This window comes from Paraburkholderia ultramafica (assembly GCF_902859915.1).
Lineage (GTDB): Bacteria > Pseudomonadota > Gammaproteobacteria > Burkholderiales > Burkholderiaceae > Paraburkholderia > Paraburkholderia ultramafica.
The window spans coordinates 144424-163608 of record NZ_CADIKK010000018.1 but is presented as its reverse complement, the minus strand read 5'-3'; the positions used below and the strand labels follow the sequence as shown (position 1 = coordinate 163608).

Sequence of the window (19185 nt, the reverse complement as noted above, 5' to 3'; positions counted from 1 at the left end):
TGCGCTGGAAGCCTTGCCACTGCTGGCTTTCCCGCTTCCCCGTGCCCCGGTGTCCGAAGCACGAAAGAGCGAGATTCTAGCGAGCCCGAAGAGGGCTTGCAAGCGTTATTTTGACAAGCGTATTAACGGTGCTTGAAAACCGGCTTGCGCTTCTCCACGAACGCGGCCATGCCTTCCTTCTGGTCTTCTGTCGCGAAGAGCGAATGGAACAGGCGGCGCTCGAAATGCACGCCTTCCGCGAGGGTCGTTTCATAGGCGCGGTTGATCGCCTCCTTCACCATCATCACCGCCGGCAGCGGGAATTCCGCGATGGTCGCGGCCGCAGCTATCGACTCATCAAGCAGTGAGGCAGCCGGAATAACACGCGAAACCAAGCCGGCACGCTCAGCTTCCGCCGCATCCATGAAACGGGCGGTCAGACAAAGATCCATCGCTTTCGCTTTCGAGACAGCACGCGGCAGTCGCTGCGTGCCGCCGGCGCCCGGCATGATGCCGAGCTTGATTTCCGGCTGGCCGAACCTGGCCGTGTCGGCAGCAAAAATGATGTCGCACATCATCGCCAACTCGCAGCCGCCGCCAAGCGCAAAACCCGCCACCGCGGCAATGATCGGCTTACGGATGGAGCGAACCGTTTCCCAGTTGCGGGTGATGTAGTCGCCTTTGTAGACATCCATATAGGTGTACGTCGACATCATGCCGATGTCGGCGCCAGCGGCGAACGCTTTCTCGCTACCCGTCACCACAATCGCACCGATCGCGTCGTCGCCGTCGAACTCGCGCAGCGCGCCCCCAAGTTCGTCCATCAATGCGTCGTTCAGAGCGTTCAACGCCTTCGGGCGATTCAACGTGATCAAACCGACCCGTCCCCGCGTCTCAACCAGAATGTTCTCGTAAACCATGCCACCTCCTAATGGTTAATCACACGCGAAAACGCTTCGCGCGGCTCTCTTAATAATGCTACCATTCCCCAACCAACCGGTCGGTCAATTATTAGACAGGCTTTTCCCCAACGTACAGCCAAGCCCCTCTGCCATGACACATCTGCTATTCACCAAGCACGAAGACACGCTGCAAAAGGCACTTACCGCGGTTGAAACGCGCGGCTACTGGAGCCCGTTCGTCGAGATGCCCAGTCCGAAAGTGTACGGGGAAACAGCCAACGCGGACGGCGAAGCCGCCTTCAAAGCGCTGCTCAACACAACGTTCGAACTGGACCAGCCGTCGACGGGAGAAACGGTCGGCGACGAAGTTTCGCCGTTCGGCTTCCCGCTCGGCGTGCGCTACCCAAAAGCCAACCCTGACGCCCTGATCGCAGCAGCCGCCGCCGCGCAGCGCGACTGGCGCGCGGCAGGCCCGCAGGCGTGGATCGGCGTGAGCCTCGAAATCCTCGCGCGGGTGAATCGCGCCAGCTTCGAAATTGGCTACAGCGTGATGCACACGACCGGCCAGGCATTCATGATGGCTTTTCAGGCCGGTGGCCCGCATGCACAAGACCGCGCGCTCGAAGCGGTCGTGTATGCGTGGGACCAGTTGCGCCGCATTCCCGCCGACGCTCACTGGGAAAAGCCGCAAGGCAAGAATCCGCCGCTCGCGATGCACAAGCGCTATACCGTCGTGCCGCGCGGCACCGGCCTTGTGCTCGGCTGCTGCACGTTCCCGACGTGGAATGGTTATCCGGGCCTCTTCGCCGATCTGGCCACTGGCAACACGGTCATCGTCAAGCCGCATCCGGGCGCGATTCTGCCGCTCGCGCTGACCGTACGAATCGCGCGTGACGTTTTGCGCGAAGCGGGGTTCGATCCGAACGTCGTCACGTTGCTGGCTTCCGAGCCGAACGATGGCGCACTCGTGCAGGACCTGGCCCTGCGCCCGGAAATCAAACTCATCGACTTCACCGGCAGCACCCAAAACGGCACGTGGCTCGAGCGCAATGCACACCAGGCTCAGGTCTACACCGAAAAAGCCGGTGTCAATCAGATCGTGATCGACTCGGTCGACGACATCAAAGCAGCCGCGCGCAACATCGCCTTCTCGCTGGCGCTGTACTCGGGCCAGATGTGCACCGCGCCGCAGAACATCTACGTGCCGCGCACCGGCATTCGCACTGCCGACGGCACGCTCGGTTTTGACGAAGTCGCTCAAGCCATTGCGGGCGCTGTGCAAAAACTCGTTGCCGACCCGGCCCGCGCGGTCGAACTGCTCGGCGCCATTCAGAACGAAGGCGTCACCCAGCGCATCGGCGAAGCCAGCAAGCTCGGCCGCGTTCTCGTCGAGAGCCAGCCGCTCGAACATCCGGCTTTTGCCGGCGCTCGCGTGCGCACGCCGCTCGTTCTGCAACTGGACGCAGCCACCGACCACGCGCAGTTCACCAAAGAGTGGTTCGGACCGATCTCGTTCGTGATCGCGACGGACTCGACCGCGCAGTCGCTCGATCTCGCCGGCGCCATTGCCGCCGAGCACGGCGCGCTGACGCTGTCGGTCTACAGCACCGACGCAGGCGTGCTCGACGACGCGCACGAGGCGTCGATCCGCGGCGGCGTAGCACTGTCGATCAATCTGACCGGTGGCGTGTTCGTCAATCAGTCCGCGGCCTTCTCCGACTTCCATGGCACGGGCGCGAACCCGGCAGCCAACGCCGCGCTGGCCGACGCAGCTTTTGTCGCAAACCGTTTCCGCGTAGTTCAAAGCCGCGTTCATGTTGAACCGAAAGCGGCGCCGGCGGTAGCTGGCTGAATGGCATAAGACAACGGCATAAGAAAGTGCACGGCTCCATTCCTACGCCATTTGGCTGAATGGACCGGGTCGTGCGCCCCAACTAACATGAGACATCGGATCGGCGTTACGCGCCGATCCGCCCCAGCGGGAAATCCTATGAACGACGCCTTCATCTGCGATGCGATTCGCACCCCCATCGGCCGCTACGGCGGCGCCCTGAAAGATGTCCGCGCCGACGACCTCGGCGCCGTCCCGATCAGGGCGCTGATCGAGCGCAATCCCGGGGTCGACTGGCGAGCTCTCGACGACGTAATCTACGGCTGCGCCAATCAGGCCGGCGAAGACAACCGCAACGTTGCACGCATGTCGGCATTGTTGGCCGGTCTGCCCACGGATGCGCCGGGCGCCACCATCAACCGCTTGTGTGGCTCGGGCATGGACGCGGTCGGCACCGCCGCACGCGCGATCAAGGCGGGCGAGGCGCGCCTCATGATTGCCGGCGGTGTCGAAAGCATGACGCGCGCGCCATTCGTCATGGGCAAGGCAACGAGCGCGTTCTCACGTCAAGCCGACATTCACGACACGACCATCGGCTGGCGTTTCATCAATCCGCTGATGAAGCGTCAGTACGGCGTCGATTCAATGCCGGAGACCGCGGAAAACGTCGCCGTCGAGTTCAGCGTGAGCCGCGCGGATCAGGATGCGTTTGCGCTTGCAAGCCAGCAAAAAGCGGCCCGAGCGCAACGTGATGGCACGTTGGCGCAGGAAATCGTCGGTGTCGACATCGCGCAGAAAAAAGGCGACCCCGTGCGCGTCCTGCTCGACGAGCATCCGCGGGAAACATCGCTCGAAAGTCTGGGCAAGCTCAAGGGCGTGGTTGGTCCGGACGGCAGCGTGACGGCAGGCAATGCGTCAGGCGTGAACGACGGCGCTTGCGCGCTGTTGCTTGCGAATCAGCAGGCGGCGGACCAGTACGGCCTGCGCCGCCGCGCACGCGTGGTGGGCATGGCGACCGCAGGCGTCGAACCGCGCATCATGGGTGTCGGACCGGCACCGGCGACGCAAAAGCTGCTCAAGCAACTCGGCATGACGCTCGAACAATTCGACGTGATCGAGCTTAACGAAGCATTCGCGTCGCAGGGCTTGGCCGTTCTGCGTACGCTCGGTCTGCGCGACGACGATCCGCGCGTCAATCCGAACGGCGGCGCCATTGCGCTCGGCCACCCGCTGGGCGCATCGGGCGCGCGTCTGATCACGACCGCGCTGTATCAACTGGAACGGATCAACGGCCGCTTTGCGCTGTGCACGATGTGCATCGGCGTAGGTCAAGGCATTGCACTGGTCATCGAGCAGCTCTAATCGCAACGCCGCAGTGCCCATCAGCAAAAGAGACTTTGAGGAGACACCCAATGTCATATGAAGCGATTCGCCTGGACATCGACGCATCGAGCCATGTAGCAACCATCACGCTGAACCGGCCGGACAAGCTCAACAGCTTCACGCGCGCGATGCATCAGGAACTGGGCGCCGCGCTTGATCAGGTTGAAGCGTCCGGCGCCCGTGCGCTCGTGCTGACGGGCGCGGGCCGAGGCTTTTGCGCCGGCCAGGATCTCGCCGACCTCGACTTCACGCCAGGCGCGACGACGGACCTGGGCGATCTGATCGACGAGCATTTCAACCCACTGATTCGCCGTCTGCAAGCACTGCCGCTACCGGTGATCGCGGCGGTCAACGGTACAGCTGCCGGCGCCGGCGCCAATCTCGCGCTGGCCTGCGACCTCGTGCTCGCGGCCCGTTCCGCCAGCTTCATTCAGGCGTTCGTGAAGATCGGCCTCGTGCCGGACTCGGGCGGCACCTGGTTCCTGCCGCAGCGCGTCGGCATGGCGCGCGCCTTGGGGCTCGCCATTACTGGCGACAAACTCAGCGCGGAAAAAGCCGAAAGCTGGGGCATGATCTGGCAGGCGCTCGACGACACGGAACTCTCCGCCACCGCGGCTAAACTCGCGGCCCAGTTCGCACGGCAACCTACGCGCGCCATCGCCGCGATCAAGCAGGCAATGCGTGCGGGCGCGACGCAAACCCTCGACCAGCAACTCGATCTCGAACGCGATCTGCAACGCGAGCTCGGTGCATCCCACGACTACACAGAAGGCGTGCAGGCATTCGTGGAAAAGCGTGCGCCACGCTTCGAGGGCCGCTGACATGTCCACTCAAGCCAACCACGCCAGCCAGATGACGCCGGACGAGCTCGCCCGCGCGACCGCTGCCGCGATGTACGAGAACGATGCCTGCAGCCGGGCGCTCGGACTCGAAATCCTGGAAGTGCGCGCTGGGTATGCGCGTCTGCGCATGGCGGTGCGCGACGACTTTCTGAACGGCCACGAGATTTGCCACGGCGGCCTGATTTTCACACTCGCCGACTCGACGTTCGCGTTCGCCTGCAACACATACAACATCAATACGGTCGCGGCCGGCTGTTCGATCGAGTACCTGAAACCTGTGCGAGGCGGCGATGTGCTGACGGCGGAAGCCGTCGAGCAGACACTGAGCGGGCGCACCGGCATCTACGATATTCGCGTCACGAATCGCGCCGAGGAGACTGTCGCCATGTTTCGCGGCAAGTCGGCGCAAATCAAAGGCAACCTGATTCCCACGGGCGATTGAAAGGCAAACGCGCGATGAACCGACGACAACGCAGCGGCAAAGGCCGCCGCAGCACCGCGGCAAACTCGCGACACAGTAGCGGCTCACCGACGCCCTATCCCAAAATAGCAGCCAGTCCCCGGTTTTTTGCGCGAGAGCGCACCGTACATCAGACTCAAGCACTGAGGCAGCAAGGAGACATTCAATGACGACCGTCCTTCCGCTCGATCCAATCGAGACCGCCAGCCGCGACGAACTTGCCGCGCTTCAACTTGAACGGCTCAAATGGTCGCTGAACCATGCGTATGAAAATTCGCCGGTCTATCGACGCAAGTTCGATGAAGCCGGCGTTCACCCGAGCGAAGTCCAAACGCTCGCGGATCTGGCGCGCTTTCCGTTCACCACCAAGAAGGATCTGCGCGACAGCTATCCGTTCGGGATGTTCGCCGTACCGCAGGAGCAGATTTCACGGATTCACGCATCGTCCGGCACGACGGGCAAGCCGACCGTCGTCGGCTACACCGCGCGCGATATCGACACGTGGGCGAATCTCGTCGCGCGTTCGATCCGCGCCGCCGGCGCGAAGCGCGGCGACAAGGTTCACGTGAGCTACGGCTACGGGCTGTTCACCGGCGGCCTCGGCGCGCACTACGGCGCCGAACGCGCGGGCCTCACCGTGATTCCGTTCGGTGGCGGCCAGACCGAGAAACAGGTGCAGCTGATTCAGGATTTCCGGCCGGACATCATCATGGTGACGCCTAGCTACATGCTCTCGATCGCCGACGAACTCGAACGGCAAGGCATCGACCCGGCCACTTGTTCGCTGCGCATCGGCATCTTCGGTGCGGAGCCGTGGACCAACGACATGCGTCAGGCGATCGAAAAGCGCATGGGCATCGATGCCGTCGACATCTACGGCCTGTCCGAGGTGATGGGCCCCGGCGTGGCATCGGAGTGCGTGGAAACGAAGGACGGCCCGACCATCTGGGAAGATCATTTCTATCCGGAGATCATCGATCCCGAAACCGGCGAGGTGCTGCCCGACGGTGAACTCGGCGAGCTGGTGTTCACGTCGTTGACCAAGGAAGCGTTGCCGATCGTCCGCTACCGCACGCGCGACCTCACGCGCCTGCTGCCAGGCAGCGCTCGCACGATGCGCCGGATGGAAAAGATCACCGGCCGCTCGGACGACATGATGATCGTGCGCGGCGTCAACGTGTTCCCGACGCAGATCGAAGAACTGCTGCTCAAGCAGCACGCGCTCGCGCCGCATTACCAGATCGTACTGACCAAGGAAGGCCCGCTCGACGTATTGACGCTGAACGTCGAGCCCTGCCCGGAAACCGCACCGGATACGGCCGCGCTGAACACGGCAAAGCAGACCCTCGCCTATGACATCAAGGCGCTGATCGGTGTGAGCGCGGTGGTGAACGTGCTGGCTGTGAACGGCATTGAACGCTCGGTGGGCAAGGCGCGGCGCGTGGTGGACAAGCGCAGGTCGGGGGGCTAACTCGCGCGAAAAAAAACGGCGTCACGTCCGGATTCACATCCGGACATGACGCCGTTTTCAACTACTCACTCAGCGAAGCTCCCCGGAAGCGGGCGCTCGTGCTGAGAACTCATGCGGGCTCGCTCTGCAAGTCTCGAAGCGGCGGTCTCGATTCAGAAACCCACTGCTTCACAGATCACCGAACTCTCACACTCACGAATTCGGCAGCAACAGCCACATCCTGCCGCCCTGCTTCATCTTGCCGGCCAGATCGCCGGCGTCGTCGCCGAGACCCCAGAAGTAGTCGGCACGCACGCCGCCTTTGATCGCGGAACCGGTGTCCTGCGCGAACACCAGGCGATTCATCGGCGAGTTCGTCAACGGACGCGTGGTCCGCAAGAACACCGGCGTACCCAGCGGAATCGACGTCGGATCGACCGCGATCGACCGCTCCGGTGTCAACGGCACGCCGAGCGCGCCGATTGGACCGTCCGCGCCGCCGCTCGGCACGCTTTCGCCGGACGGCATCTCACGGAAGAACACGAAGCGCGGATTCGTATCGAGCAGCGCATCGACCCGCGTCGGGTTCGCGCGCGCCCATGCCTTGATGCCCTGCATGGTCGCCTGCGCGGGCGTGAGCTCGCCGCGATCCAATAGCCAGCGCCCGATGGACTTGTACGGCTGATTGTTGGTGCCGCCGAAGCCGACGCGCATCACGCTGCCGTCTTCCATCACGACCCGCCCGGAACCCTGCACCTGCAGGAAGAACGCTTCAATCGGATCGTCGACCCAGACGAGTTCATTGCCGTTGAGCACGCCCGCGCGCTCGAGCTGCGCACGCGCCGGCAGCGGCGAGCCCGTGCGATAAGCGGATGGCCAGCGATACAGCGCCGTCTGATACACCCCGTGCCGTGTACGCGAACCGCGCAGCAAGGGCTCGTAGTACCCGGTGACGAGACCGTCGAGCGTGCCGTCGTTATTGGCTAGCTGGAAAGGCGTGAAGTAGGCTTCGAAAAAAGCCCGCGCACTGGTGACGTCGAGATCGTCGATTTGCGAGGCCGCGGCACACGCACGCGACCAGTTCGGCTGACGCGCAAGCCTCACGCAGTTTTGCCGCAACGCCGCCGTCGCGCCGATCAGCGAGTCGTCCTGCCAACCCGGCACCTGCTGCCAGGCGACTGCGGTGAGTCGCGTCGCGGCAATCTGTCCGGGTATGATCGCGGCACCCGTGGGCGGCGAAACCGACGGCCGGACCGCACCGCTGCCTCCGCAGGACGCCAGCAGCACGGCAACCGAAAGCGCTCCGAGCCATGCTCCGGCCGTGCGGACAAAACGCATACAATGTTCGTTCTTGATGGAAACCGCCATGTCTGATCTGTTCGACGAATACCCGATGCTCATCTTCGCGCTGGAAGCGTTCGTCGCGCTCTTTCTGCTCGTCTTCATCGTTGTATGGACGTCGTCCGGCAGGAAGAAAGCGACGCGCGCCAATGCGAGTGAGCATCCCAGGCAGCAAAAACCGCAGTAATGCCATGCGAGAAACCGCGCGCTGAAGCCGAACCAGGCACTCAACTGCGCGTTTAACTGTTTAAAGACCGCGCGCCCGCCCCTCGGTTCAATGCAGCGTGCGCGGCATGCGCAGGATGAACTCCGGCACCGGTGCATCAAAACGCTCGCCGTCCTCGGCGACGCAGAAATAATCGCCGCGCATGGTGCCGACCGGTGTCGCGATGACCGCCCAACTCGTGTATTCGAACTGTTCGCCCGGTTTGAGCAATGGCTGATGACCGACCACGCCCAGACCTTTGACCTCCTGCACGTTGTTGTCGCTGTCGGTGATCACCCAGTGACGCGCAATCAGCTGTGCGGGCACCTGACCGCTATTACGGATAGTCAGCGTGTACGCAAACGCATACTGGCGGCGCTCCGGGTCCGACTCTTCAGGCAGATATTGCACCTGCGCCGAGACGCTGAATTCGTACTGGCTCATCCTGATTCCGGTCTGATGATACGGCTGTGAAAAATCGCGGGAAGGCCCGAACGCCAATGGTTTGCGGCGCATCGGCGAAGCGGCGCTTCTGGATTGGCATTCTGCTTCATGCGCGACATGCCCGCAACCGGACAAATCCTTTGGCCAAGGGCCGTTAAGGCGTTTTGTCATGGTCACGGCCCGCTCGGGAGCCGGCCTCAAACCATCCGTGCGCCGGCCCTGACGTGCACAAAACGGTAAAATGGCGCTTTCCCGCTTGTATCCGCCCCGCCATGACGCAATTCCGCATCGCCCCCAGCATTCTGTCCGCCGACTTCGCCCGTCTCGGCGAAGAGGTCCGCAACGTCGTCGCCGCTGGCGCCGACTGGATTCACTTCGACGTGATGGACAACCACTATGTGCCGAACCTGACCATCGGCCCGCTCGTGTGCGAAGCGCTCCGCCCGCACGTGGGCGTGCCGATCGACGTGCATCTGATGGTGCGTCCGGTCGACCGCATCGTGCCGGACTTCGCCAAAGCCGGCGCGAACCTGATCAGCTTTCACCCGGAAGGCTCGGACCATATCGACCGTACGCTGTCGCTGATTCGCGACCACGGCTGCAAGGCCGGCCTGGTGTTCAACCCGGCCACGTCGCTGAACTACCTGGACCACGTGATGGACAAGCTCGACCTCGTGCTGATCATGTCGGTGAACCCGGGCTTCGGCGGCCAGTCGTTCATTCCTGAAGCACTCAACAAGCTGCGCGAAGCCCGCAAGCGGATCGACGCGTACACGGAACGGACCGGCCGCGAGATTCACCTGGAAGTGGATGGCGGCGTAAAGGTCGACAACATCGCGGAAATCGCGGCGGCCGGCGCGGACACGTTCGTGGCCGGCTCGGCGATCTTCGGCCAGCCCGACCACAAGGTCGTGATCGACAAGATGCGCGCAGCACTCGCCAACGTTCAGCACTGAAACCAGCCAGCCCTATGACCGCTCCATTCCCCGCCCCGACCTTTCCCGGCCCGCGCCTGCAAGGCGCGATCATCGACCTCGACGGCACCATGATCGACACCGCCGACGACTTCACCGCCGGCCTGAACGGCATGCTCGCGCAACTCGACGCGACGGAAACGTCGCGCGAGGAAGTGGTCGGCTATGTCGGCAAGGGTTCGGAGCATCTGATCCGCAGCGTGCTCGCACCGCGCTTTGAAGCGGAACATGTGCAAGACCGCTTCGACGAGGCGCTCGCCATCTATCAGGCGGAATACGCGAAGATCAACGGCGTGCACACGCGGCTTTATCCCGATGTCGAAGCCGGTTTGCGCGCAATGCGCGATGCCGGCCTGAAGCTCGCCTGCGTGACCAACAAGCCGCATCGGTTCGCGGTCGAACTGCTGCAACAGTACGGGCTTGCGCAGTATTTCACCGTCGTGCTCGGCGGCGACAGCCTCGCGAAAAAGAAGCCGGACCCGCTGCCGATGCTCACCGCCGCAGCACAACTGGGCGTCGAACCGCAAGCCACCGTCGCGATCGGCGATTCGGAAAACGACGCGCTGGCGGGCCGCGCGGCGGGCATGGCGACGCTGACCGTGCCGTACGGCTACAACCACGGCCAAGCTATACAAACAATAAAATCCGATGGTATAGTTGCCTCGCTGCTCGACGCCGCCAAGGCGATCGCAGCGCACCATTCCACGACTTGAAAAGTCCTTCATCCTCATGTTTCTGAATAAAAAACGGAGTCTGATCAGCATCGACCGGGGAGCCTGGCCCTGGCGTCGCTGGTCGCGCTAACCTCGCCTGAGGTACGCTGAAGCTCGTCTTCGGCAACCGTTTTTTACTTCGCTGCGCTCACGCGTTTTTTCCATCGTCTTGTTCCGCTGCATCGGTTGATTTGGCCTGCGTGTACCCGCAAAGTACAGCTGTGCGCTGAAACCCCTTGCTCGCGTCGATGGGAAACTCGCGCCGGTCGGTATTATCGTGTCGAAACCTCGACGAACGCCCCGACCGGTCGCGCAACGCCCCGCTTTGTCCGGCGCACGCAGGCGCCGGACCACCGTACAGGATCGGAACATGACCGAACTCGAATTCCAGTCCCTCGCCAATGAGGGCTTCAACCGCATTCCGCTGATCGCCGAAGCGCTGGCCGACCTCGAAACGCCGCTCTCGCTATACCTGAAGCTCGCGCAGACCGAGCGCAACGGCGCCAACTCGTTCCTGCTGGAATCGGTGGTGGGCGGCGAACGTTTCGGCCGCTATTCGTTCATCGGACTGCCGGCGCGCACGCTGCTGCGCACGCGCAATGGCGTGTCGGAAGTGGTGCGCGACGGCACGGTCGTCGAAACGCACGAGGGCGATCCGCTCGAATTCATCCAGCAATTCCAGGGCCGCTTCAAAGTCGCGCAACGCCCCGGGCTGCCGCGTTTTGCGGGCGGTCTGGCCGGCTATTTCGGCTACGACGCAGTGCGCTACATCGAGAAAAAGCTCGCACACAGCGCGCCGAAAGACGATCTGAATCTGCCCGACATCCAGCTGCTGCTGACCGAAGAAGTCGCGGTGATCGACAATCTCGCGGGCAAGCTCTATCTGGTGGTGTACGCCGATCCGACGCAAGCCGAGGCGTACACGAAGGCCAAGCAGCGTCTGCGTGAACTGCGTCAGCGTCTGCGCACGACCGTGCAACCGCCGGTCACCTCGGCCAGCGTACTCACCGAGACCTACCGCGAATTCGCGAAAGACGACTATCTGGCCGCCGTGCGCAAGGCGAAGGAATACATCGCCGCCGGCGAACTGATGCAGGTGCAGGTCGGCCAGCGTCTGACCAAGCCGTACCGCGACAATCCGCTGTCGCTGTATCGCGCGCTGCGCTCGCTGAATCCGTCGCCGTATATGTATTACTACAACTTCGGCGACTTCCACGTGGTCGGCGCATCGCCGGAAATTCTGGTGCGCCAGGAAAAGCGCGGCGAGGACCGCATCGTCACGATCCGGCCGCTCGCCGGCACGCGTCCGCGCGGCAACACGCCGGAACGCGACGCGGAACTCGCGACCGAACTGCTGAACGACCCGAAGGAAATCGCCGAACACGTGATGCTGATCGACCTCGCGCGCAACGACGTGGGCCGCATCGCGCAGATCGGCTCGGTGGTCGTGACCGACAAGATGGTGATCGAAAAGTACTCGCACGTGCAGCACATCGTGAGTTCGGTCGAAGGCAAGCTGAAGCCGGGCACCACCAATTTCGACGTGCTGCGCGCCACGTTCCCGGCCGGCACGCTGTCGGGCGCGCCGAAGGTCCGCGCGATGGAACTGATCGACGAACTGGAACCCGTGAAGCGCGGCCTGTACGGCGGTGCGGTCGGCTACCTGTCGTTCACCGGCGAAATGGATCTGGCCATCACGATCCGCACCGGCGTGATCGCGAACGGCAATCTGTATGTGCAGGCGGCTGCGGGCGTAGTCGCGGATTCGGTGCCGGAATCCGAATGGCAAGAGACCGAGAACAAGGCACGCGCCGTGTTGCGCGCAGCCGAACAGGTTCAAGACGGCCTCGATAGCGACTTCTGACCGGAGACACACCATGCTGCTCATGATCGACAATTACGACTCGTTCACCTACAACCTGGTGCAGTACTTCGGCGAACTCGGCGAAGACGTGCACACCTATCGGAACGACGAAATCACGCTGGACGAGATCGCCAGGCTCAACCCCGAGCGCATCTGCCTGTCGCCCGGTCCCAGCAACCCGCAACACGCCGGCATCACGCTCGACGTGCTGCGCGAATTCGCCGGCAAGACGCCGATTCTCGGCGTCTGCCTTGGCCACCAGGCGATCGGCGAGGCCTTCGGCGGCCGCGTGGTGCGCGCGCAAACCATCATGCACGGCAAGGTGAGCACGATCGAAACGGACTGCAAAGGCGTGTTCGCCGATCTGCCGAAGCATTTCGTCGTGACCCGCTATCACTCGCTCGCGATCGAGCGCGAATCGCTGCCGGACTGCCTCGAAGTCTCGGCATGGACCGCGGACGGCGAAATAATGGGTGTGCGCCACAAGGAACTGGCCGTCGAAGGCGTGCAGTTCCATCCGGAATCGATCCTGTCCGAACACGGCCACGCGCTGCTCGAAAACTTCGTGAAGCAGTCGAAGCTCGTGAGCAGCAAGACGTCCCACAGCGCGTCCCAACGCAACGCTTGATCAAGAGAGACGAAGCCATGTCGATAACGCCCCAGGAAGCGCTGCAACGAACCATCGAGCACCGCGAGATTTTCCACGACGAAATGCTGCATCTGATGCGGCTCATCATGCGCGGCGAACTCTCGCCCGTGATGTCGGCCGCGATCATCACCGGCTTGCGCGTCAAGAAAGAGACCATCGGCGAGATCACCGCCGCCGCCACGGTGATGCGTGAATTTGCCCGGCACGTCGACGTGCAGGACAACTCGAACTTCGTCGATATCGTCGGCACCGGCGGCGACGGCTCGCACACCTTCAACATTTCCACCGCGACCATGTTCGTGTCGGCCGCGGCCGGCGCAAAGGTCGCGAAGCACGGCAATCGCGGCGTGTCGAGCAAATCGGGCAGCGCGGACGTGCTCGAAGCGCTAGGCGTGAATATCGATCTGCAGCCGGACCAGGTCGCGGCGTCGATTGCCGAAACGGGCATGGGCTTCATGTTTGCGCCGAATCATCATCCGGCAATGAAGAACATCGCCGCCGTGCGCCGCGAACTCGGCGTGCGCACCATCTTCAACATTCTCGGCCCGCTGACCAACCCGGCCGGCGCGCCGAACCAGTTGATGGGCGTGTTCCACGCGGACCTGGTCGGCATTCAGGTGCGCGTGATGCAGCGCCTCGGCGCGAAGCACGTGCTGGTGGTGTACGGGATGGACGGCATGGATGAAGTGTCGCTCGGCGCGGCGACGCAGGTCGGCGAGTTGCGCGACGGCGAAATCCACGAGTACGAGATTCATCCGGAAGACTTCGGCATGCAGATGGTGTCGAACCGCACGCTGAAAGTAGCCGACGCAACCGAATCCAAAGCGATGCTGCTCGACGCGCTCGACAACAAGCCGGGCGTCGCGCGCGAAATCGTCACGCTGAACGCGGGCACGGCGCTGTATTCGGCGAACGTGGCGTCGTCGATCGCGGACGGCATTCAACTGGCGCGCGAAGCGATCGCAAGCGGCAAGGCCCGCGCGAAGGTTGACGAGCTGATCCGCTTCACCCAGCAATTCAAGCAGTAATCACGTAGCGAGACACCTATGAGCGACATCCTCGACCGTATCATCGCGGTCAAACGCGAAGAAGTCCGCGCGGCCGAACAGAGCGCGCCGCTTGAAGAGCTGCGCCTCGAAGCATCGTCGCGCGATCTCCGCGACTTCGTCGGCGCGCTGCGCGCCAAACATGCGGCGGGTCTGGCCGCGGTGATCTCCGAAGTGAAGAAGGCTAGCCCGTCGAAAGGCGTGCTGCGCGAGAACTTCGACCCGGCCGAGATCGCGCGTTCGTATGAGAAACACGGCGCGGCCTGTCTGTCGGTGCTGACCGACGTGCAGTTCTTCAAGGGCAGCGTCGCGTATCTGCAACAAGCACGCGCCGCGTGCAGCCTGCCGGTGCTGCGCAAGGACTTCATCGTCGATCCGTACCAGATCGTCGAAGCCCGCGCGATGGGCGCCGACGCGATCCTGCTGATCGCCGCCGCGCTCGACACCTCGCAGATGCAGGATCTCGAAGCGCTCGCCCATTCGCTGGGTCTCGCGGTGCTGGTCGAAGTGCACGACAACGACGAGCTGAAAGAAGCGCTGACGCTGAAAACGCCGCTGATCGGCATCAACAACCGCAATCTGCGCACCTTCGAAACGTCGATCGACACCACCATCGGCATGCTCGACTCGATTCCCGACGACCGCATCGTCGTCACGGAATCGGGCATTCTGTCGCACGCCGACGTCGAACGCTTGCGCGCGATGGACGTGCATACGTTCCTGGTCGGCGAGGCGTTCATGCGCGCGCTAGAGCCGGGTGTCGAACTCGCGCGGATGTTTTTCCAGGCACGGCTCTAACACGCGGCACAGGTAGCGGAACAGATCATGGGCATGGAACGCGAAATCAAGCTGGCGCTGCCGGCTGGGCAGGTGCAGGCGGCGACGCAGTGGTTCGTCGCACGTGCCGGCGGACAGGGACGCCCGGTCAGGCTGGTGAATATCTACTTCGACACGCCGCAGCTGACGTTGGCGAGTTCGAAGAGCGCGCTGCGTCTGCGCCAGACGCCGGATGGCTGGCTGCAAACCTTCAAGACGGCTGGCGACGCGCAGGATGGATTGCACAGCCGGCATGAGTGGGAAATGCCGGTGGCGGGCGCAAAGCTGGAGATCGAGGCGTTGCTGCGCGCATGCGACGAGCCGGCCGCGGCAGATGCGTTGCGCCAGGCGGCGCCGGCGTTGATCGAACTGTTCCGCACGAATTTCACGCGGACGCTGTGGCATGTTCAGGTGGACGGTGCGGAAATCGAAGCAGCGATCGATCAGGGCGACGTGTTCGCCGAAGTCGACGGCGAGAACCGCCGCGCGCCGATTTCGGAGATCGAGCTCGAACTGAAGTCCGGCGACGAAGCCGCCCTGCGCGCGCTCGCGGCGGAACTCGGCAAGCAGATCACCGGCCTCGCGCCGGACAACATCAGCAAGGCGCAGCGCGGCTATCAGTTGCGGGCGGGTTGAGCGGCGATGCGCGCGATGCGATGCGCGGCGCCGCCGCACCTTGAGCCCGCGCGCGTTTGCTGCGACACTCCCCCGCCATGACCTCCGCTTCCCGAACCCGCTCCAACCCGTCGCAGGCTTCCCTGTTCGGCGACGCCGCATCCACACCGGCCAGTGCCATGATCAACCCGCAGCAGTCATCGGACGCCGACACCCCGCCGACGCTCGAAGCCCAATTCGCCGCGCTGCCCACCGCATGGCGCACGCATCTGACGCCCTTCATCGACAGCGATGCGTACGCGCCGCTCTGCCGTTTCGTCGACGGTGAACGCGCGGCCGGCAAAACCGTCTATCCGGCCGACGTGTTCCGCGCGCTGCGCCTGACCAGCCCCGACGAAGTGAAAGTGGTGATCCTCGGCCAGGACCCGTATCACGGCGAAGACCGCGGCACGCCGCAAGCTCACGGCCTCGCGTTTTCGGTCGCGCCGAACGTGCGCACGCCGCCGTCGCTACGCAATATCTTCAAGGAAATCGCCGCGAGTCTCGGCCACGAAACGCCGCGTCACGGCTGCCTCGACACATGGGCGAAGCAAGGCGTGCTGCTGCTGAACACGGTGCTGACCGTCGAACGCGACAGCGCCGCGAGCCACGCGAAACGCGGCTGGGAGAAATGCACGGACACGCTGATCCACGAACTGGCGATGCGCCACGACGGCCTCGTGTTCATGCTCTGGGGCGCGCATGCGCAGGCCAAGCGCGCGCTGCTCGGCGGCAAGTCGCATTGCGTGCTGGAGGCGCCGCATCCTTCGCCGCTGTCGGCGCATCGCGGCTTTCTCGGTTGCGGGCACTTCGCGAAGGCCAACGAATATCTGGTCGAGCACGGCCGCGAACCGATCGACTGGCGCCTGCCCGACGAAGCGCAAATGCTGGCGTAACGGCGCGAGCTTCGCCGCAATAGAAAAACGCCACGGATTCACATTCGTGGCGTTTTTCATTGCACCGCTATCCGCCGCTATTTACGGCATCAAAGCGGCAAGACCTTACGCAGCAGCGATCGCTTCGCGCGCGGAAGCCAGCGCGGCACCGGCAGCGTCCGGGCCCATGTTCAGGCCTTCTGCGTAGATGAAGTTCACGTCGGACATGCCGAGGAAGCCCAGGAAGCTCTTCAGATACGGCGTCTGGCTGTCGTTCGGCGTGCCCAGATACTTGCCGCCGCGAGCCGACACGACGTGGACCTTCTTGCCCTTCACGAGACCTTCCGGACCGTTCGCCGTGTATTGGAACGTGATGCCGGCGCGTGCGATGAAGTCGAAGTACGTCTTGAGCTGCGACGAGATACCGAAGTTGTACATCGGTGCGCCGATCACGACGATGTCGGCGGCTTGCAGTTCGGCGATCAGCGCTTCGCTGCGTGCGGCGATCGCGGCTTGCTCGGCCGTGCGCTGGTCAGCCGGCGTGAAGAACGCGCCGAGGACGGCGTCGTCGAGGTGCGGCAGCGGTTCGGCTTGCAGGTTGCGGACGACGACTTGCGCGCCCGGATTCGACTGTTGCAGCTTTGACGTCAGCTCGTTGACGAGCAGCGTCGAGTTCGCGCCTTGCGAGCGGGCTGCCGAGTTGATTTGCAGGATCGTGGTCATGGTTGACTCCAGTAGGGGCGCGCCGTGTTGCGCGAGTGGAGTCATTGTGTTTTTTTACCGCCCCGGGAAAAAGCCATCCAGCGGCGAAGGATTGTTGCACTGGTAGAACAATCCGACGCCGCCACCCTTCAATTAGTATCGGTCAAGATTACGATCAGCTTGCCAGCCAGCGCTCGCGCGCCTTGCGCGCGGCGACCCGCTTGTCGCTGACCGCGAGCTTGTAGCGTGCCGCCTCAGGCCCGTCCAGCTTGACTTGCGTGGTGCGCAGCTCGTCGCGGCGGAACGCGTGGACTGCCACTTTCGCGCCCGGTTGGTAGCGTGCCAGCAGGCCGTCAAGATTCGAGCCGGTCACCCGCAAGCCGTCTAGCGCGATCAGCACGTCGCCGGCCGACAGACCGGCTTTCTGCGCGGCGCTGCCTTCATGGACCGCCGCCAGCGTGCAATCCGCGCCGCCACGCAGGCGCGCGCCGAGCGACGGCTTGCCGTTCTTGTCGAATTCGGGCGCGAGCGAAACGCCGAACGGCGCGAGCAACGCGTCGAGCGGCAGGTCGCGGGTGCCGTGCACCGCGTCGGCGAACAATTCGCCCAGTTGCGCGCCGGTCGCTGCCGCGAAAATCGCCTCGATGCCGCTTTCGTCGACGCCGACCGGATTGCCGCGATAGAAGTCACGTCCAAAACGCTGCCACAGCAGCCGCATCACGTCGTCGAGCGATTTGCGGTTGCCGGTCTGCGCGCGGATCGTCAAATCGAACGCTAGCGCGACGAGCGAGCCCTTGGTGTAATAGCTGACGATCGCGTTCGGCGCGTTCTCGTCCTGCCGGTAGTATTTGACCCACGCGTCGAACGAGCTTTCGGCGACGGTCTGCTTCAGGCGGCCGCTGCCGCGCTGCACGCCGCCGATCACCTTGCCGAGCATGCCGAAATAGTCGTCCTGCGAAATCACGCCGCTGCGCACGAGGATCAGGTCGTCGTAGTAAGACGTAAAGCCTTCGAACAGCCACAGCAGCGACGTGTAGTTTTCGACGCCCAGGTCATACGGCGCGAACACGGCCGGCTTGATGCGCTTGACGTTCCAGGTGTGGAAATACTCGTGGCTGCACAGGCCGAGGTAGGTCCGGTAGCCTTCGGTCGGCGCGTTAAGACCTTCCACCGGCAGATCGCCGCGATTGCAGATCAGCGCAGTGGAGGCTCGATGTTCCAGCCCACCGTAACCATCGGTGACGGCCAGCGTCATGAACACGTAGCGATCGACCGGCGCCTTCTTCGTCTTGGGTTCGAACAATGCGATCTGCGCTTCGCAGATGCGCTTCAGGTCGGCGCACAGGCGCGCCATGTCCAGCCCGACCACCCGCCCGGCGATCACGACGTCGTGCGGCACGCCATGCGCGTTGAAGGTCGCCAATGCGAATTCGCCCAGCGTGACTGGATGATCGATCAGCTCGTCGTAGTTCTGCGCGCGATATTCGCCAAAGCCGTAGCGCTTCGTGCCGCGCGCTTCCGGCAGCGCGGTCGCGACGCACCACTTGCGATACGCCGCGCCTTGCGGCTTCTGGATCTCCACCACGCACTGCGCTTCCTCATGACCGAGCGGCGACAGGAACACGCTCGTGCCGTTGAAAAAGCCCGTTGTATCGTCGAGATGCGCGGCGCGCACCGACAGGTCCCACGCGTACACCTCGTAGCGCAACGTCAGCGCGCCTTTGACTGGCGCGGCCTGCCACGTGTGCTTGTCGGTCTTTTCCACCCGCACCTTGCGGCCTGCGTCGTTGACGGCGCGCAGCGTGACGATGTTGCGCGCGAACTCGCGCACCATGTAGCTGCCCGGAATCCACACCGGCAGCATGAAACGCTGGCCGGCCGGATCGGGATCGGCGACGGTCACGGTGACTTCGAACAGGTGGGCGGCGGGTTGCTTCGGAACGATGGTGTAGCGGATCGGCTTCATCGGCGGCGATTAGGAGATTCGAGACGGGGATATACGGAATGGCTGCATCGGGGGCTTGATGCGAAAGGAGGCGCTGTGCGCGCCTCCTT

The 19185-nt window shown here is 63.7% G+C and carries 19 protein-coding genes; 14 read left to right on the top strand and 5 right to left on the bottom strand.

Features of this window, described 5'->3' with window-relative positions; translation table 11 throughout:
- Nucleotides 1-122 precede the first annotated feature (122 nt).
- Entirely contained in the window at nucleotides 123-899 is a 777-nt protein-coding gene (locus tag HV744_RS20415; RefSeq protein ID WP_175151227.1) for an enoyl-CoA hydratase, read from the bottom strand.
- Nucleotides 900-1032: 133 nt separating this feature from the next.
- Between HV744_RS20415 and paaN the strand changes: the two genes are divergently transcribed.
- From paaN to paaK, 5 genes are all read left to right on the top strand, one after another.
- Complete coding sequence (gene paaN, locus HV744_RS20410; RefSeq protein ID WP_175151226.1) at nucleotides 1033-2733, top strand: phenylacetic acid degradation protein PaaN; 1701 nt, start codon at nucleotides 1033-1035, stop codon at nucleotides 2731-2733.
- A 138-nt stretch (nucleotides 2734-2871) separates the two neighbouring features.
- Entirely contained in the window at nucleotides 2872-4074 is a 1203-nt protein-coding gene (pcaF, locus tag HV744_RS20405; protein ID WP_175151225.1) for a 3-oxoadipyl-CoA thiolase, read from the top strand.
- A gap of 50 nt (nucleotides 4075-4124) precedes the next feature.
- Complete coding sequence (paaG, locus tag HV744_RS20400; RefSeq protein WP_175151224.1) at nucleotides 4125-4916, top strand: 2-(1,2-epoxy-1,2-dihydrophenyl)acetyl-CoA isomerase PaaG; 792 nt, start codon at nucleotides 4125-4127, stop codon at nucleotides 4914-4916.
- Between the two features lies 1 nt (nucleotide 4917).
- The gene (gene paaI / locus HV744_RS20395) at nucleotides 4918-5379 is read left to right on the top strand and encodes a hydroxyphenylacetyl-CoA thioesterase PaaI (RefSeq protein WP_175151223.1); all 462 of its coding nucleotides are present in this window, start codon (nucleotides 4918-4920) and stop codon (nucleotides 5377-5379) included.
- Nucleotides 5380-5563: 184 nt separating this feature from the next.
- On the top strand, nucleotides 5564-6868 hold the full coding sequence (gene paaK, locus HV744_RS20390) for a phenylacetate--CoA ligase PaaK (RefSeq protein WP_175151222.1): 1305 nt from the start codon (nucleotides 5564-5566) through the stop codon (nucleotides 6866-6868).
- Between the two features lie 192 nt (nucleotides 6869-7060).
- On the opposite strand, the gene mltA is transcribed toward paaK, so the two are convergent.
- Nucleotides 7061-8185, bottom strand: a complete 1125-nt coding sequence (gene mltA, locus HV744_RS20385; RefSeq protein WP_246279120.1) for a murein transglycosylase A — start codon at nucleotides 8183-8185, stop codon at nucleotides 7061-7063.
- 28 nt (nucleotides 8186-8213) lie between these two features.
- On the opposite strand from mltA, the gene HV744_RS20380 reads away from it, so the two are divergent.
- A complete protein-coding gene (locus HV744_RS20380) occupies nucleotides 8214-8375 on the top strand; it encodes a hypothetical protein (protein ID WP_175151220.1) in 162 nt (53 codons plus the stop codon).
- A gap of 87 nt (nucleotides 8376-8462) precedes the next feature.
- On the opposite strand, the gene apaG is transcribed toward HV744_RS20380, so the two are convergent.
- Complete coding sequence (gene apaG / locus HV744_RS20375) at nucleotides 8463-8837, bottom strand: Co2+/Mg2+ efflux protein ApaG (RefSeq protein WP_175151219.1); 375 nt, start codon at nucleotides 8835-8837, stop codon at nucleotides 8463-8465.
- Nucleotides 8838-9109: 272 nt separating this feature from the next.
- Here apaG and rpe point away from each other — a divergent pair, with 272 nt between their 5' ends.
- From rpe to HV744_RS20335, 8 genes are all read left to right on the top strand, one after another.
- Nucleotides 9110-9793 (top strand): ribulose-phosphate 3-epimerase, encoded by a 684-nt coding sequence (rpe, locus tag HV744_RS20370; protein WP_175151218.1) that lies wholly within the window; start codon nucleotides 9110-9112, stop codon nucleotides 9791-9793.
- A 14-nt stretch (nucleotides 9794-9807) separates the two neighbouring features.
- Nucleotides 9808-10524: a phosphoglycolate phosphatase gene (locus HV744_RS20365; protein WP_175151217.1), complete on the top strand. Its 717-nt coding sequence runs from the start codon at nucleotides 9808-9810 to the stop codon at nucleotides 10522-10524.
- A gap of 370 nt (nucleotides 10525-10894) precedes the next feature.
- Complete coding sequence (gene trpE, locus HV744_RS20360) at nucleotides 10895-12388, top strand: anthranilate synthase component I (protein WP_175151216.1); 1494 nt, start codon at nucleotides 10895-10897, stop codon at nucleotides 12386-12388.
- Between the two features lie 13 nt (nucleotides 12389-12401).
- Nucleotides 12402-13016: an aminodeoxychorismate/anthranilate synthase component II gene (locus HV744_RS20355; RefSeq protein ID WP_175151215.1), complete on the top strand. Its 615-nt coding sequence runs from the start codon at nucleotides 12402-12404 to the stop codon at nucleotides 13014-13016.
- Between the two features lie 17 nt (nucleotides 13017-13033).
- Nucleotides 13034-14065 (top strand): anthranilate phosphoribosyltransferase, encoded by a 1032-nt coding sequence (trpD, locus tag HV744_RS20350; protein ID WP_175151214.1) that lies wholly within the window; start codon nucleotides 13034-13036, stop codon nucleotides 14063-14065.
- Between the two features lie 18 nt (nucleotides 14066-14083).
- Entirely contained in the window at nucleotides 14084-14881 is a 798-nt protein-coding gene (gene trpC, locus HV744_RS20345) for an indole-3-glycerol phosphate synthase TrpC (RefSeq protein ID WP_175151213.1), read from the top strand.
- A gap of 27 nt (nucleotides 14882-14908) precedes the next feature.
- Nucleotides 14909-15535, top strand: a complete 627-nt coding sequence (locus HV744_RS20340) for a CYTH domain-containing protein (protein WP_175151212.1) — start codon at nucleotides 14909-14911, stop codon at nucleotides 15533-15535.
- A gap of 77 nt (nucleotides 15536-15612) precedes the next feature.
- The gene (locus HV744_RS20335; RefSeq protein WP_175151211.1) at nucleotides 15613-16449 is read left to right on the top strand and encodes a uracil-DNA glycosylase; all 837 of its coding nucleotides are present in this window, start codon (nucleotides 15613-15615) and stop codon (nucleotides 16447-16449) included.
- Between the two features lie 105 nt (nucleotides 16450-16554).
- On the opposite strand, the gene HV744_RS20330 is transcribed toward HV744_RS20335, so the two are convergent.
- Both HV744_RS20330 and HV744_RS20325 read right to left on the bottom strand, forming a co-directional pair.
- A complete protein-coding gene (locus tag HV744_RS20330) occupies nucleotides 16555-17151 on the bottom strand; it encodes an FMN-dependent NADH-azoreductase (RefSeq protein WP_175151210.1) in 597 nt (198 codons plus the stop codon).
- A 154-nt stretch (nucleotides 17152-17305) separates the two neighbouring features.
- Nucleotides 17306-19096: a M61 family metallopeptidase gene (locus tag HV744_RS20325; RefSeq protein ID WP_175151209.1), complete on the bottom strand. Its 1791-nt coding sequence runs from the start codon at nucleotides 19094-19096 to the stop codon at nucleotides 17306-17308.
- Nucleotides 19097-19185: the final 89 nt, after the last annotated feature.